The 15,672-nt window shown below is 43.5% G+C and carries 14 protein-coding genes; 1 reads left to right on the top strand and 13 read right to left on the bottom strand.

What is annotated here, in order from left to right:
• A partial coding sequence (locus RWS39_RS06605; RefSeq protein WP_390896047.1) for a pyridoxal-phosphate dependent enzyme occupies positions 1–874 on the bottom strand: 874 nt, incomplete at its 3' end.
• Between the two features lie 123 nt (positions 875–997).
• Entirely contained in the window at positions 998–1,693 is a 696-nt protein-coding gene (locus tag RWS39_RS06600; protein ID WP_005591320.1) for a GNAT family N-acetyltransferase, read from the bottom strand.
• Between the two features lie 332 nt (positions 1,694–2,025).
• Here RWS39_RS06600 and RWS39_RS06595 point away from each other — a divergent pair, with 332 nt between their 5' ends.
• Positions 2,026–2,871, top strand: coding sequence for a MurR/RpiR family transcriptional regulator (locus RWS39_RS06595; protein ID WP_125383611.1), 846 nt, complete (start codon positions 2,026–2,028; stop codon positions 2,869–2,871).
• Between the two features lie 273 nt (positions 2,872–3,144).
• Here the strand turns inward: RWS39_RS06595 and RWS39_RS06590 are convergent, their stop codons facing one another.
• The 11 genes from RWS39_RS06590 to adhE all read right to left on the bottom strand — a co-directional run bounded on the left by RWS39_RS06590 (position 3,145) and on the right by adhE (position 15,575).
• Positions 3,145–4,029 carry an ROK family protein gene (locus RWS39_RS06590; RefSeq protein WP_039975487.1) on the bottom strand — a complete coding sequence of 295 codons (885 nt, stop codon included), beginning with the start codon at positions 4,027–4,029 and terminating at the stop codon, positions 3,145–3,147.
• Positions 4,030–4,046: 17 nt separating this feature from the next.
• Entirely contained in the window at positions 4,047–4,964 is a 918-nt protein-coding gene (locus tag RWS39_RS06585; RefSeq protein ID WP_048791786.1) for a dihydrodipicolinate synthase family protein, read from the bottom strand.
• 33 nt (positions 4,965–4,997) lie between these two features.
• Entirely contained in the window at positions 4,998–5,648 is a 651-nt protein-coding gene (locus RWS39_RS06580; protein WP_314481659.1) for a DUF624 domain-containing protein, read from the bottom strand.
• A gap of 55 nt (positions 5,649–5,703) precedes the next feature.
• On the bottom strand, positions 5,704–6,156 hold the full coding sequence (locus RWS39_RS06575) for a NanQ anomerase/TabA/YiaL family protein (protein WP_314481656.1): 453 nt from the start codon (positions 6,154–6,156) through the stop codon (positions 5,704–5,706).
• Positions 6,157–6,181: 25 nt separating this feature from the next.
• Complete coding sequence (locus tag RWS39_RS06570) at positions 6,182–7,012, bottom strand: carbohydrate ABC transporter permease (protein WP_045498288.1); 831 nt, start codon at positions 7,010–7,012, stop codon at positions 6,182–6,184.
• Between the two features lie 15 nt (positions 7,013–7,027).
• A complete protein-coding gene (locus RWS39_RS06565; protein ID WP_045498290.1) occupies positions 7,028–7,915 on the bottom strand; it encodes a carbohydrate ABC transporter permease in 888 nt (295 codons plus the stop codon).
• Positions 7,916–8,010: 95 nt separating this feature from the next.
• Positions 8,011–9,330, bottom strand: coding sequence for an ABC transporter substrate-binding protein (locus RWS39_RS06560; protein ID WP_314481653.1), 1,320 nt, complete (start codon positions 9,328–9,330; stop codon positions 8,011–8,013).
• 240 nt (positions 9,331–9,570) lie between these two features.
• On the bottom strand, positions 9,571–10,707 hold the full coding sequence (locus RWS39_RS06555) for an ABC transporter ATP-binding protein (protein WP_015604211.1): 1,137 nt from the start codon (positions 10,705–10,707) through the stop codon (positions 9,571–9,573).
• A gap of 14 nt (positions 10,708–10,721) precedes the next feature.
• On the bottom strand, positions 10,722–11,420 hold the full coding sequence (locus RWS39_RS06550; protein WP_314481650.1) for an N-acetylmannosamine-6-phosphate 2-epimerase: 699 nt from the start codon (positions 11,418–11,420) through the stop codon (positions 10,722–10,724).
• A 258-nt stretch (positions 11,421–11,678) separates the two neighbouring features.
• The gene (locus RWS39_RS06545; RefSeq protein ID WP_314481647.1) at positions 11,679–12,677 is read right to left on the bottom strand and encodes an acetylxylan esterase; all 999 of its coding nucleotides are present in this window, start codon (positions 12,675–12,677) and stop codon (positions 11,679–11,681) included.
• 243 nt (positions 12,678–12,920) lie between these two features.
• Positions 12,921–15,575 carry a bifunctional acetaldehyde-CoA/alcohol dehydrogenase gene (gene adhE / locus RWS39_RS06540; protein ID WP_314481644.1) on the bottom strand — a complete coding sequence of 885 codons (2,655 nt, stop codon included), beginning with the start codon at positions 15,573–15,575 and terminating at the stop codon, positions 12,921–12,923.
• Between the last annotated feature and the right edge of the window lie 97 nt (positions 15,576–15,672).

The following is a 15,672-nucleotide window of genomic DNA, read 5'->3' as shown; positions in this document are numbered from 1 at the left end:
ATGCGCAGATCAGCTTGCCAACTGGCAGACCGATTTGCTTGGCATAGTAGGCCGCTAGGATATTACCAAAGTTCCCCGTCGGAACGGTAAAGTTGACCTTGTCGCCTGCTGCGATTTCTCCCGTCTTCACCAACTGAGCATAAGCATAGACATAGTAAACAATCTGCGGTACCAAACGGCCGATATTCATGGAGTTAGCTGATGAAAACTGCAGTTTGTGCTCCAAGAGACGAGCTCGTAGGTCTGTGTCATTGAACATGTACTTGACATTAGTCTGGGCATCGTCAAAGTTACCGTCAATGGCAACGACATGCGTATTAGCACCCGTCTGCGTCGTCATTTGCAGCTCTTGGACCTTGCTGACACCGTCTTTCGGGTAAAAGACGATAATCTCAGTCCCCGGAACGTCCGCAAAGCCTGCCATAGCCGCCTTACCTGTGTCGCCAGAAGTCGCCGTCAAAATGACAATTTTGTTTTCCAAGCCATGCTTTTTGGCTGCGGTTGTCATCAAGTGAGGCAGGATAGACAAAGCCATATCCTTGAAGGCAATGGTCGCTCCGTGGAAAAGCTCTAGATTATACTGACCATCCAGCTTGACCAAGGGAGCAATCGCCGCATCATCAAACTTGCTGTCGTAGGCATGGTTGATACAGTGGTCCAGCTCCGCTTCAGAAAAATCATCCAAAAATGCAGATAAAACTAGCTTGGCTACTTCCTGATAAGAAGCGTCTTTGAGCTTGGCAAAGTCCAAATCGACCTGTGGATAGGTAATGGGCGTAAACAGACCGCCGTCTGTCGCCAAACCTTGCAGAATCGCCTGGCTGGCTGTTACTTTATTCTTTTCATCGCGTGTTGATTGATAAACTAAGGTCATTCTCTCTCATCCTTTATCTGTAGTTCGTTTTATTATATCAAAATTTATCAGAAAATTCTCCATTTTCATCAAAATTAAAAAGTAAAAAGAGTCGAAATCCTATGATTTCAACTCAATCAAATATCAAAACTCAGACAAGGCTTTTATTTGCTGTCCCTTTTCATCAAAATTGTCTGGACTCAGCCATTTCTCCAGACGAGTCTTAACGGCAGGCCAATCACTGTCAATCATAGAGAGCCAGTCGGTATCTCGGTTGCGTCCCTTATAGACGACCGCCTGACGGAACCTACCTTCGTAGGTAAAGCCCAGCCGCTCTGCTGCCCGCCTTGAGGGCTGATTGAGTGCATCGCATTTCCATTCGTAACGGCGATACTCCAGCTCTTCAAAGACATAGCGTGCCAGTAAGTACTGGGCTTCTGTAGCCAGTCTGGTGCGCTTCAGCTGCGGTGAATAGGTCACAGCACCTACTTCAATCACACGATTGCCTCGGTCAATTCTCATTAAAGCAAAGGTTCCCAGCGCCTTGCCGCTCTCCTTGTCCACAATGGCATAGTGGAAACGGTCCTGTCCTGCCAGCATCCGATCTAGCAAACTATCCCACTCCTCCTGACTCTGAGCAGCATTTTGAAAGAGATAGGTCCACATGTCCGCAGGTGAATCCGGACCATATACTTCGTATAAATCTGCTCCATGCTTGTCCTTGGACAACCGCTCGATAATAACATACTGTCCTTCAATTCGCTCCAAGTTAGGCAAGTCCCCCGGCTTAAAATCTGGCAGAGCCTCTCCAATAGGCTGGCCTAGTTCATTGATTCGCATAAAAACCTCACAATCTAGCTTTACTGATTTCCAAAATAAGAATTGGAAGCTGCAATGGACAGTGGCTCCTATCTCCCTTGCTTCAGATCCAAACTTGGAACATTACTTGTGTAAATTATATCACTTTTTCTTTCATTCGACGCAAACTTTAGGAAATACCTCTTCAGAAAAAGGCGGTCATAATATCTGTAAATGTTGAGATTACAGTCTACTCATACTTTAATGGAAAGCCAGATATGACAATTATTGGTTTTGTAAACGCTTTATTTTCGCTAAACTATGTTATAATGAAAATACGTTTTTATTATTTTGACCAAAGAAAGTGACCCATCATGAGACACCAGCAAAATATCTTGGCCATCATCGAAAGCTGTTACGACACTATGACCGATGTCGAAAAGCGGATTGCCGACTATTTTTTGAATCCGACCGATATAGAAGGGGATCTGTCCTCCCTCGAAGTAGCGCAAACCTTGCACATCTCACAGGCGGCCTTGACCCGTTTTGCTAAAAAATGTGGCTTTAAGGGCTATCGGGAGTTCAACTTCCAATATCTCCAACAGCTGAAAATCAGCAAAACGGAGCATACAAATCTGAAAAATGATTCGTCCCGCCAAGTGCTACGCAACTATATTCAAATTCGGCAACAAACCGAGGACTTGATTGACGAAAAAAGATTGGAGCGCGTAGCTCAGCTGATTGAAAAAGCGGATCGTGTCTATTTTTTTGGCACGGGAAGCTCAGGGCTCGTTGCTCGCGATATGAAACTGCGCTTCATGCGCTTAGGGGTTATTTGTGAAGCTCTGACAGATGCGGATGGCTTTGCTTGGACAACGAGCATTTTAGACAAAAACTGCCTAGTTATCGGCTTTTCTCTTTCAGGTCAAACCCCATCCATTATTGACAGCCTGATTGATGCCAAGGGCATGGGAGCCAAGACCGTATTAATCACTGGCCAGCCTGATTTGATTAAAGAAGACTTTTCAGAAATCATCCCAGTTGCAATGCAAAGTAAACCTCAGTTCATCCAACGAATCTCAGCTCAGTTCCCAATGCTGCTGATGATTGACATACTTTATGCCGTTTTCCTAGAAATTGACCGAGAGAGAAAGGAAAAAATCTTCAATAGTTACTGGGAAAATCACAAACTTAACGGCTATTACCGTAGGCATCAATAAAAGGCTAGGACAAAAATCCTGGCCTTATTTTTAACTCCTTGATGGGTTACTGACTGCTCAACTTCAAAGGGCTGGTACTTCTTAAAAGTCTTGGGCAACCTTTTAAATCTACTCCTAAAGACAAGTGGGCAAAGTTAAATTTTTTGAAAATTTAGCTCTATCCACCGAATTTTTCCTGTCATTTCAATTCCTTCTAAAATATCGTCTAGCCGTCTACAGAAGCTATTTTTCTAGAAGCAAGAAACCCGAGGTCACTCCCCAGGTTTGCTTGGATTACTGATGTTTATTTTTAAAGTGGTAGTAGGCTCCGAACATGCCTGCCGTATTTTGGTGATAGGCAAAGGCTAGTTTGGTCTTCTCAGCTATGCTCGGCACCAGAGCATCCTTGAGAGCCGCTTGGATACGCGGTCGAAGAATGGCCTCTTGCCCCATAATACCACCGCCCAGGATGACGATTTCTGGATTGACGACATAGCAGATATTGGCAATGCCCTGCCCCAGATAGCCTACCATACGGTCAATTCCTTTGATACAGAAGGTATTGCCCTCGGTCGCTTCTTTGAAAATCCTTCGACCATTCCAGAGAGAGGGATCTTCTCCGTGCAAGTCAGCAACATATTGAACCAAGGCTGTGGTCGAAGCTACATCCTGAAAGGCTCCGTCCGGCAGGTGCAGATAGCCTACTTCGCAGGCTGAGTTGCTAAAGCCGTGAAAAACTCGCCCATCCGCTACTAGACAGCCACCAATCCCTGTCCCAATCGTTAGACAGACCGCAATTTTTGCTCCCTTACCATGGCCAGACATGACCTCAGCCAGACCGGCACAATTGACATCATTCTCAATCTCGCAAGGAATGGAAAACTCCTCCTCCAAGACTTTCTTAAATTGCGTCCCAGCATAGTTAGGAATCTGAGGACCAGCATAGAAAATTTCACCCTTGTCTGGATCGACCATACCAGCTGAGGAGATACAAATCCCCTCAATCGAGCCAGCCTGCGCATAGTCTGCAACTATCTTTTGAACCTTACGCATAATCTCTGGACCACCCTTATGGGCTTCCGTAGGTATTTCATGGGCTTCTACTAGCGTTTCTTGGTCGTCTATCAGGCCGTATTTGATATTGGTACCGCCAATATCAATCGTAACATAATTTCCCATAAGCATCCTTCTTTCTTTTAGAGGAAGCGCTCCTTAGTTTCTTGGATCAAGGCCGCTGCTGCTTCTACGACTGGACGGTCTGCTTCTACGACTGGTGTCAAAGGAGCACGGACAGAGCCGATAGCCAGTCCTTCGTTGAGCTTGAGAACTTCTTTGATAACAGCATACATATTGCCGTGAGCACTGGTTAGCTTGCCGATAATGTCGTTAATGGCAAACTGCAGTTCTTTGGCTCTTTCCAGTTCCTTGTCTGCAATCAGTTGATTCAGTTTAAGGAAGAGTTCTGGCATAGCCCCATAGGTACCACCAATTCCAGCTGCTGCACCCATAAGACGACCGCCCAAGAACTGCTCATCTGGACCGTTAAAGACCAAATGGTCACTGCCGCCAAGTGCTGCAAAAGTCTGGATATCCTGAACGGGCATAGAGGAATTTTTTACCCCAATCACGCGCTCATTCTTGAGCATTTCCTTATAAAGACTCGGAGTCAGCGCTGCACCAGCCAATTGCGGAATATTATAAATCACAAAATCAGTATGTGGGGCAGCCGCACTGATATCATTCCAGTACTGAGCGACAGAGTATTCTGGCAGACGGAAATAAATCGGCGGAATAGCCGCAATGGCATCAACTCCTAGAGCTTCCGCATGTTTTGCCAACTCGATACTGTCCTTAGTGTTATTGCAGGCCACGTGAGCAATAATAGTCAGTTTGCCCTTAGCAACTTTCATTACTTCTTCCAAAATTACTTTTCTGTCGGCCACGCTCTGGTAGATACATTCGCCTGATGAGCCGTTGACATAGAGACCTTGCACACCCTTGTCGATGAAATACTCCACCAAAGCGCGAGTCCGCTCCGGGCTGATTTCACCCTCCTCGTCATAACAAGCATAAAAAGCTGGGATGACACCGTGATATTTCTTTAAATCTTTCATTTTCAAATTTTCTCCAAATGTACTAATTCTAGATTATAGACTGCTATATTTAGCGAAGATTTTTTCCAAAATAGGAAGCTGCAAAAAAGCCAGACCTGCAAAGCCGATAAAGGCAAAGAGGGAAAACCCTAACAGCAACACAAAGCCTGAGCTGTAGATGATGACAAGGAGCGCAGCTATAACCGCCATCATAACAAAGAACCAAGGAAAATTCAGACTTACAATCACTAGGCTGGTCTGTAAAAGGTCTCTAAAAGACATGAGAAACTTACCAGCCAAGGGATAGACGCAAAGAGAAAGCAGGATTGTAAAAATAATAATTCCAAAACAAACCGCCTTTAAAACTTGGAAAGGCAGGGCTTCCTGCGTCCGAAAAAGCAGGAGGTCAAAGAGACTGATACCGACTAAAGCCAATTCCAGCAAGCCCAGTTTGAGCCCTTGCTTCCAATTTTCTCGAAAGATTCGAGTGTAAGTTCTGATTACTTTTACCCGACGGTTTCCCTTGATTTCAAAAAGTGTTTGATAGAGGCTGATCTTGGCAACCCCAATCGTCACCAAGGGCAGGCAAGACAAGAGAAAGAGGAGATTGACCGTCATCAAATCTAGGATTTTCTCACAGATTTGCATGAAAAAATTATCCGTATCAAATATAGCTCTGATGAGTCCTGTTCCCTTATCTGACATAAGTCTCTCCTTTCTCTGCTAGCCTTGCGCATTCAAAAATTTCGCTCACCTAGGGCTAGTCTATTAACACTTTAAAAAGATACTTTATGACATTTTCTTCCAGACCCGCATAGCCATTCGGCTGATGAGCCTCTCCTGGAAAGAAAATCGCAAAATTATGGTAACCCAACAAGAGGGGATAGCGATTTTGACAATGAACAAAGCCGATATCCGCCTCTTCATCAAATGCCACTGCCTCATCGACCACCTGGCTACCATAGGCCGAATACTCATGCCCTGCTACTAGCAGATGAAAATCTGCATATTTTTTATGATATTCAAATTGATCATTGGCTTCTTGATTAAGGGTATTTTCCTGGACCAAGAGAAAGACCTTATCTCCATCCACTTCATAGCGTCCCAAGTCAAAGCTGTCTTTGCGGTGCTCATAGAGATAATCAATCGCTTTATCCAGGTTCGGATGAAGGCCCTTGTAACGAGTCACATTTTTTAAATCATCAAAAATCATAGTTTTATTTCCTCTATTGAGTGCCTTATCCTTTGACAGCTCCCATAGTAATCCCTTGGGTGAAGGATTTTTGGAAGATGAGGAAGACTGCTACGATTGGCACCGCCGCCAAAGCAGCACCAGCCATAATCAGACCGTAGTTGGTTGCCATCTCAGCCTGCATGGTCGCAACCCCTAACGAAATCGTCAGATTGTTCCGCGAGGTCAACATTACGAGCTGCATGAAGTAGTCATTCCAAGTATTGATAAAGGTGAAGATAGCCAGAGCAGCAAAGCCGGGTTTGACGATAGGAAAAGCTACACTCCAGAAAGTCCGGATTTCACCACAACCGTCAATCTTAGCTGATTCCAGAAGCTCTGTCGGGATATTTTCACTAAACTGCTTCATGAGGAAGACCCCGAAAGGCCAGCCAACTAAAGGCAAAATAACCGCCCAAAGGGTATCGTGGATTCCCATGAAATTGACAATCCGCACTAGAGGTACTAGGACAACCTGCTTAGGCAAGGCCATAGCCGCGATAAAGATAGCAAAGAGAATCCGTTGCCCATAAAAGCGTTTCTTAGCCAAAACATAACCAGCTAGGGATGACGTCGCACAAACCAAGAACATAGTCGCAAGAGAAATGAAGACACTGTTCCACATCCATTGTAAAGCTGGGTTTTGAACGGCTAATTGCTGGAAGTTCTCTGTTGTCGGGTTTTGTGGCCACCATTGAGGCGGAATCATAATTGTATCCGGCTGAGATTTAAAAGCTCCAGTCAGAATCCAGTAGAATGGAAAGACAAAGAGCACGGTCAAAAGTGCTAAAATAACAGATGAGAACACTTTAAATGAATTAAATTTTTTTGGTTTCATATCCTGCTCCTTTCTTTAATATTCCACATCGTTACCGAGAATCTTGAACTGGGCGAAACTGATAATCGCAATCATAATCGCCAGAAAGACTCCCATAGTGTTTGCATAGCCATATTCAGATAGCTTGAAGGCTTTTTCATATAGATAGTACATAAGCGTACTCGTTGAATAGTTTGGCCCACCTGATGTCAACAACTGAATCAAGGCGAAACATTGGAATGAGTTAATAGTTGTGATAATAGCGATATAAAGTGTCGTTGGCAAAAGGCTCGGCCATTTGATTTTCCAAAAAACTTGCATCTCTGTCGCCCCATCCACACGCGCAGCCTCAACTAGAGAATTGTCAATGTTTCCCATAGCTGCGATATAGAGAATGATGGGCTGACCGACAGATGTTGTCAGCAAAATAACAATAATAGCAGCTAAGGCCCACTGTTTGTCTCCCAACCAAGAAATGTTTTGGTTGATGATATGGCCAGATTTCAAAACAAAGTTCAAAATACCAGATAGCGGATCGTAGATCCACTTCCACACGACTGTCACGGCAACACTACCTGTAACAACCGGTAGGAAGAAGACGAAACGGTAAAAGGAGCGAGAAACAGCATTCATCTCATAGGTCTGCGAAGCCACAAACAAAGAGAAGAGCACAACTACCGGCACAGAGCCGATTACAATAATGACTGTATTAATGAGTGACTTAACAAAAACTGGATCATTGAACATCCGAATGTAGTTATCAAACCCAACGAATGTAAATGAAGTCATTGTATAATTAAAGAAACTAGTGATAAATCCCATTATCATAGGCGCCAAAACAAATACTGTAAAGAATATAAGAATTGGAGCTAAAAACGCATATGATATTAGGGTTTCTTTCATTCTGATTTTATTGACTTTCACAATGAGGTACCCCTCTTTCAAGATTTTCTAACAAAATACCCCTTTTTCCATTTTTAGAGACTGACAACAGAAAAAGGGGCGGATTTTAAACTTGCTTATTTTTTAGTAATCGTTTCGTTTGCTTTTTCAGTAAATGTCTTCAAAGCAGGTTCAACTTTTTCATCTCCATTAGATACAGATTGTAACATTGGGAACCAGAGTGTTCTCATTTCTGCAAATCCATCAATGGTGTTGTAGTATGGTGAGTAGTATTTAGTCCAGCCACTGATTGTTTCCATACGCTTGTCATCATAGAGTTTACCAAAAGATGTACGAACTGGGAAAGCACCTGTACGAACAACGTTCTTAGGTCCCCATTCTTTGTCATCAGCGATGAATTTCACAAATTTCTTGGCTGCTTCTACTTTCTTGTCGTCTTTGTTGTTAAAGACTGCAAAACCATTTACAAGGTATTCAAGGGCTGGTTTACCTGAGTCTGATGGGAATGGTACTTCTACTACTTCTACTTTACTTGCTTCTAACAATTTAGCTTGGATACCATTTTGTGCTGGTGCCCAAAGTACAGTGTAAGAAGTTTGACCGTTAGCGAAGTTTTGGATGTCTGCTCCGCCATCGTATTGAGAACCGTTCATCATGAGGCCATTGTTGATCCAGCTCACTGCTTTTTCAAGACCTTTGACAAATTTCGGATCATCAGTTGTATATTTAGTTACTTTTTCGTCTGTAACAGATCCACCGTAGAGGTTAGCGATGAAGGCACGAGTTCCTTGGTCACCACCTTGACCGTTACTGAAGAGAGAGCCAGGTGTATAACCCTTGTCTTTAAGCGCTTTCAAAACTTTTTCAAAGTCATCTGTTGTCCAGCCTTCTTTAACTAGGTTGAGGACACCAGCATCTTCCAACATTTTCTTATTCATTGCCATGTAGAATGGAGCAGAGCTGATTGGATACATATAAGCTTTGTCTCCAGCCTTGCTGGCTTGGATAATATTGTCGTTGTTAACATCTTTGACGAAATCATCTGTGAAGAGGTCGTTCAAGTCTGCCAACTTACCATTTTTACCGTATTGAATAATCCGGCCTGGTGCATCGAAGAGTACGTCTGGCGCTGTTCCAGCCTCGATAGCTGTCGTAATTTTTTCTGGACCTGACTTGAAGTCGATTGTTTCCAAGTTGACATGAATATCTGGATTTGCTTTTTCAAATGCTTCAATGATGGATTTTTCATAAGTTCCTACACCGTCATTAGCTTTTTCTTGAGTAAAGACTGGGAATGCCCACCAAGTAATCTCTGTCTTACCAGATTTATCTCCAGAGCTAGCTGCTTTATTTGAGCTACCACCACCGCTACAAGCTGCTAACGTAAGAACTGCAGCTCCTGCTACCAATGAACAAAGCAATTTCTTCATTTTCATTTGTTTTTCTCCTTTAAAATTAAGATGCCAAGCTGACCTAAACAGCTTTTACCTGCCTATTGGAGAGTGGGACGGACCTCTTTCATTAGGCGCCCCAGCCTCGTTTTTCCTGTGTTATTCTCTGGACAAGCGTCCACCTATATTTGATTAAAATCCTAAACTTTTAAAAGTACAATCACTCCTTCTCTGTGACCTTTCTTTTATCCTAAAATAAAGTCAGTCAGTTCATTTTAGGTTGTTTTACAAAGTAATTCGTTTTTGAGTCTCACTATCAAACAGATGACTTTTAGGTAGTTTGAAGGTGAATCGAAGCTTCGAACCTGGCTCCAGATAATTAGAAGCATCTACCTTGGCTGAAAACTCTTGGCTGCCCACCTTACAGTAGAGCACTGAGTCACTACCCAGCAACTCTGACACGACAACTTCCGCATCTACTACATCGCCAGGGAAAGTATCCTCTACAATCAAGTCCGCTGAGATATCCTCTGGTCGGATACCCAAGATGACTTTCTTACCTTGGTAGCCTTTTTCTGTCAAAAGCTTCTCTTGACCACCTGTCAGGGTAAGATTGAGTTGATCACCATCAGTCAGTTGATGACCAGATACCATCACTTCAAAGAAGTTCATAGCTGGACTGCCGATGAAGCCTGCAACAAACTTATTCGCTGGTTCATTGTAAAGCTCTTGCGGAGTTCCGACTTGCTCGATTCGACCGATAGTTCCCGTGCCTGCTTCATTTTTCGTCGCTGACATGATAACAATGCGGTCGGCCAAGGTCATTGCCTCGGTTTGGTCGTGGGTAACGTAGATAGTAGTCGCTCCGATACGGCGGTGGATTTTGGCAATCTCAGCACGCATGGACACACGCAATTTAGCATCCAAGTTTGACAAAGGCTCATCCATCAGGAAGACCTTGGCATCTCGGACGATGGCCCGTCCCATAGCTACCCGTTGACGTTGACCACCAGACAAGTCCGCTGGTTTGCGGTCTAGAAACTCTTTCAAACCAAGGATTTCAGCTGCTTCTTGCACCCGTTTGTCGATATCTTCCTTGCTGTACTTGCGCAGTTTCAATCCGAAAGCCATGTTGTCATAGACTGTCATGTGTGGATAGAGGGCATAGTTCTGGAAAACCATGGCAATATCACGATCCTTGGGAGCAATATCATTGACTAGTGTCTCATCGATATAGAGCTCGCCCTCAGTGATGTCCTCCAATCCCGCAATCATACGCAAGGTTGTCGATTTCCCACATCCAGAAGGGCCAACAAAGACGATAAATTCCTTATCTTTGATTTGCAAGTCGAAATTTTCTACAGAGTAGAAATCACTATTAGGATATTTTTTGTAGAGCTTATTTAACTTTAAGGTCGTCATTGCTTTACCTCACTTTATTTTACTGCTGCAACGAAACGCTCGGTGATTTCTTTTGGTCGAGTAATAGCTCCGCCTACTACAATACCGCGGACACCTAAATCATGGATTTGCTTGGCCTGATCTGGATAGTGAATCTTGCCCTCAGCAATCACATCTACTCCCGCATCACAAAGCTTCTTGACCAGTTCAAAGTCTGGTCCGTCTACCTTAGGACTGTAGGAGGTGTAGCCTGATAAGGTTGTACCGACAAAATCAACACCAGCTGCTACAGCTGCCATGCCTTCTTCAAAGGTACTGATGTCGGCCATCAGTAGTTGCTGCGGATATTTCTCCTTGACTTGGCGGATAAAGTCCTCAATCTTCAAACCATCATAGCGTTCTCGCTGGGTGCAGTCCAGAGCGATGACCTCGATATCAAGGGCAGCCAACTCATCCACTTCCCGCATAGTCGCAGTGATAAAAGGCTTCTGTGGCGGATAGTCCCGTTTGATAATCCCGATAATCGGGAGCTTGGTTACTTCCTTAATCTCCTTGATGTCTCGCACGCTGTTAGCTCGAATACCAACCGCTCCGCCCTCTTCAGCCGCCTTGACCAATAGAGGGATGACCCCACCAGCCTCCGTATAGAGGGGTTCATGAGGCAGAGCTTGACAGGAAACGATAATGCCATCTTTGATTTTTGCAATTAATTGATCTTTGCTAATCTGTGACATAAATAATCTCTCCTTTTTCTATGTTTTCTCCGTTCTTTTTATAATGTCATTATATACAAAAAGTAAAGCGCTTTCAATAAGTTTTGAGATTTAGATTTTAGTTTCTAAAAACCGACTTCCTTTCTTAAAAGCTGAAACTACTTTCAGGATTAGAAGTGTTTCTACAAAAAAGTTACTATAGATTTTTGAATATTTATCATAAAAAGCCTGAGATTATGCTAATCTCAGGCTTAGTTTCTTTCTTACTACTATCCATTTTTACCAGTCTTTAAAAGCTTCCAGCAAAGAAGGATGGTCAATCTTTGAACCACAAAGCCAGTTGAAGACCCTATCATTGACATATACATTCATGGCTTCATGCTCGTACTCTGGCATGAGATGGTGCTCCTTACTACACTCCAGCCGGTTGTAAATCGCAAACTGGGTAATCGGATAGCAAACATCGTCAGCCAGTCCTGTTATCATCCGCACCCGCCCTTGAATGCGGTGAGCCATATTTTTCACATCGATATAGGACAAGGTCTGAATAATCTCATCCTCCGTTTCGTGGAAAGGGTCGTGGAATTTAAAATACCGAAAAAGCTCATCATAGGCCTCGCTGGTATTGCCAATCTCCAGTACCCTCCGGAAGTCTGACAAGAAAGGATAGATAGCCACTGTCTGCTTAATGCGCGGATTGAGAGCCGCTGCCACCAAAGCCAAGGCTCCGCCCTGAGAAGCACCATAACTGGATAAACGCTCCTCGTCCACAAAGTCCAAACTCGCCACAATCTCAACCAAGCTGTAAATATCTAGATAGACATCCTTATAAAAGAGACGCTCTGGTCCATCCACTGCCCCACGGATAATCTGACCCTTGACCGTATTGCCCCTTACAGGCGCTCCTCCATCCAAGGAATAGCCTGACTGACCGCGTACATCCATAGATACAACACCATAGCCAGCAACCGTATAAGCTAGCATATCGGACCAATCCCAGCCACGCCCCATATAACCGTGGAAATGAAAGATAATCGGAACTTTTTTACTCGATCTGGGAAGGACCATACGGGCATAGGTTTGCCCCTGATTCGTCCCCTCAAAAACTAGCTCATAGCAGGTCACCCCAGCGATTTGAAAGTCTTTTTCAATCAGCTGATAGTCCGGCAAGCCACTCAAACTGTTAATCTGACGATCCCAAAAAGTATCAAAATCCGCTGGAACTTCATCTCTGCCTCTGTAATCCTTTGCTTCTGCTAATAAATCTGGATTGCGCATCTCATCCTCCAACACTATTATTTTTGTAAACCCTTACAAAAATAATAGCACAGCACCTTTCCTTTTTCAATCCTTTGCAATATTAAGAATTTAGTTTCTGTTTTTGCTATGATTCTTTTTCTTTTTGAAACTAGTTTCAAAAGAGCTTTCTAGCCTATCTTTTCCCTAGTTTTTAGAAAGTCGTCTATTTCATACATTTTAAAGAAAGAAAAATCCCTCATTTAGTGAGGGATTCAGATTATATTATTTACGACGTCCTGGACGTTCTCCGTAACCATAGTAAGCATCTGCCATGATTTCTTCCATGTCAGCTACCATTGGCAAGCGTGGGTTTGCAGGTGAACATTGGTCTTCATAAGCTAGAAGAGCAATTTCATGCAAGCTGTCTTTCCAAACTTTTTCATCGATTCCGAAACCTTTGAAGTTCATTGTGATTCCAACTGCTTCACCAAGATCGTAAACTGCTTTGGCATAAGCTTCAACTGCTTCTTCTGGAGTTGAGTGAGGCAAGCCAAGCATTTTCGCGATGTCTTGGAATTTCTCATCAGCTTTCCAGTAGTTGTACTTAGGCCATGTAGTTGTCTTAGATGGGCGAGTACCATTGTAACGGATGACGTATGGAAGCAAGATTGCATTTGTACGTCCGTGAACAGTATGGTGAACACCACCAATCTTGTGAGCCATTGAGTGGCTCATACCAAGGAAGGCATTGGCGAAGGCCATACCAGCCATTGTAGACGCATTATGCATTTTTTCACGTGCTTCTGGGTCAGCTGTCTTAACAGATTTTTCCAACCATTCAAAGACAAGCTTGATGGTTTGAAGCGCAATACCGTCTGTGTAGTCGTTAGCAAAGTTTGAAGTATAGGCTTCAGTCGCGTGAGTCAAGACGTCCATACCTGTATCAGCAGCGATGAAGTCTGGAACTGACTCAACCAAAGCAGGGTCAACAATGGCAATAGTTGGTGTCAATGAGTAGTCAGCCAATGGGTATTTGCGGTTGTTTTTCTTATCAGAGATAACAGCAAATGGTGTTACTTCTGAACCTGTACCTGAAGTCGTTGGAATACCGATGTATTTCGCTTTCTTACCAAGTGATGGGAAGCGGAAGGCACGTTTACGGATATCCATGAATTTTTGAACCAAGTCACGGAAGTCGATTTCTGGTTGTTCGTAGAAGAGCCACATTACTTTGGCCGCGTCCATTGGAGAACCACCACCAAGAGCGATAATTGTATCTGGTTCAAATGCTTTCATCACTTCCGCACCACGTTCTACAGTTGTGATGTCTGGATCTGGTTCAACATCTGAGAAGACTTGAATCGTTACACGGTTGCTACGTGCGTTCAATTGATCAATAACACGTTGAACAAAGCCAAGTTTTTCGATCGATTTATCTGTAACAATCATAACGCGTTCAATATCTTCACATGTTTGAAGGTATTGGATAGAATTGCGTTCGAAGTAAATTTTTGAAGGAACTTTAAACCATTGCATATTATTTCTACGTTTCCCTACTTTCTTGATGTTTAGAAGGTTAATAGCGCTCACGTTATCACCAACTGAGTTACGTCCGTATGAACCACATCCAAGTGTTAATGATGGGATGAAGGCATTATATACGTCCCCGATACCACCGAAAGTAGATGGAGAGTTCCAGATAATCCGCATCGCTTTGATTTCAGTACCAAAGCGTTTAGCCAATTCTTCGTCTTTTGTATGGATAGCTGCTGAGTGACCAAGTCCGTTAAATTCAACCATTTGACGAGCTTTTTTAAGACCGTCTTCTCTATCTTCAGCTTTCAAGACAGCGATAACTGGTGACAATTTTTCGCGAGTCAATGGCTCATTTGGACCTACTTCCGCACATTCTGCAGCCAAGATGTTTGTACCTTCTGGTACTTTAAAGCCTGCTTGTTCAGCAATCCATGCAGCTGGTTTACCAACGATGTTTGCATTCAGTTTAGCACCAGCACAGTTTTTGCTGTTTGCTTTAGCACCAAAGCAGAATTCTTCAAGAAGAGCTTTTTCTTTTTTGTTTACAAAATAAGTGTGGTATGACTTGAATTCCTCTACAAATTCGTCATAAACTTCCTTGTCAATAATCACCGCTTGCTCAGATGCGCAGACCATACCATTGTCAAATGATTTAGACATTACGATATCATGAGCTGCTTGGCGAAGGTCAGCAGATTTTTCGATGTAAGCTGGTACGTTTCCGGCACCAACCCCAAGAGCTGGTTTTCCGCAAGAGTAGGCAGCCTTAACCATGGCGTTACCACCAGTTGCAAGGATTGTTGCAATACCATCGTGGTTCATCAAAGCCGCTGTTGCTTCCATAGATGGTTCTGTAATCCATTGCACACAGTTTTCTGGTGCACCAGCTGCGATAGCTGCGTCACGAACGATTTGCGCTGCGTGAGCAGATGATTCTTGAGCAGATGGGTGGAAGGCAAAAACGATTGGGTTACGTGTCTTCAAGGCAATCAAGGATTTGAAAATTGCTGTTGATGTTGGGTTAGTCGTTGGAGTGATACCACAAACAACTCCGACAGGCTCAGCAATCTTAGTCAAACCAGTAACAGGATCATCTTCGATAACACCAGCAGTTTTAACACCGCGCATATTGTTGACAACGTGCTCACAGGCAAAAAGGTTTTTCGTTGCCTTGTCTTCAAATACACCGCGACCAGTTTCTTCAACTGCATGTTGAGCAAGGGTACCGTGCGCATCAAGAGCTGCAACTGAAGCTTTTGCTACGATGTAATCTACTTGCTCTTGATTTAGTTTTCTCATTTCTTCAAGAGCTAGGAGACCTTTTTGCACAAGCTCGTCAACATGTTTTTCTGCCGCTAGCACTTTATCTTCTTGTTCAACAGTTTTCTTCTTATCAGCCATTATAGTCCTCCAATGGTTTCTGCCAAAAGGTTAAATGAAGACTTTAACCTTTGTTAATTATTTCACAATATAATTATACTCTATTCCCACAAATTTG

Source organism: Streptococcus cristatus, assembly GCF_963529205.1.
GTDB lineage: Bacteria > Bacillota > Bacilli > Lactobacillales > Streptococcaceae > Streptococcus > Streptococcus cristatus_O.
The sequence above is the reverse complement of the archived record's forward strand: the minus strand, read 5'-3'. Positions and strand labels throughout refer to the sequence as shown.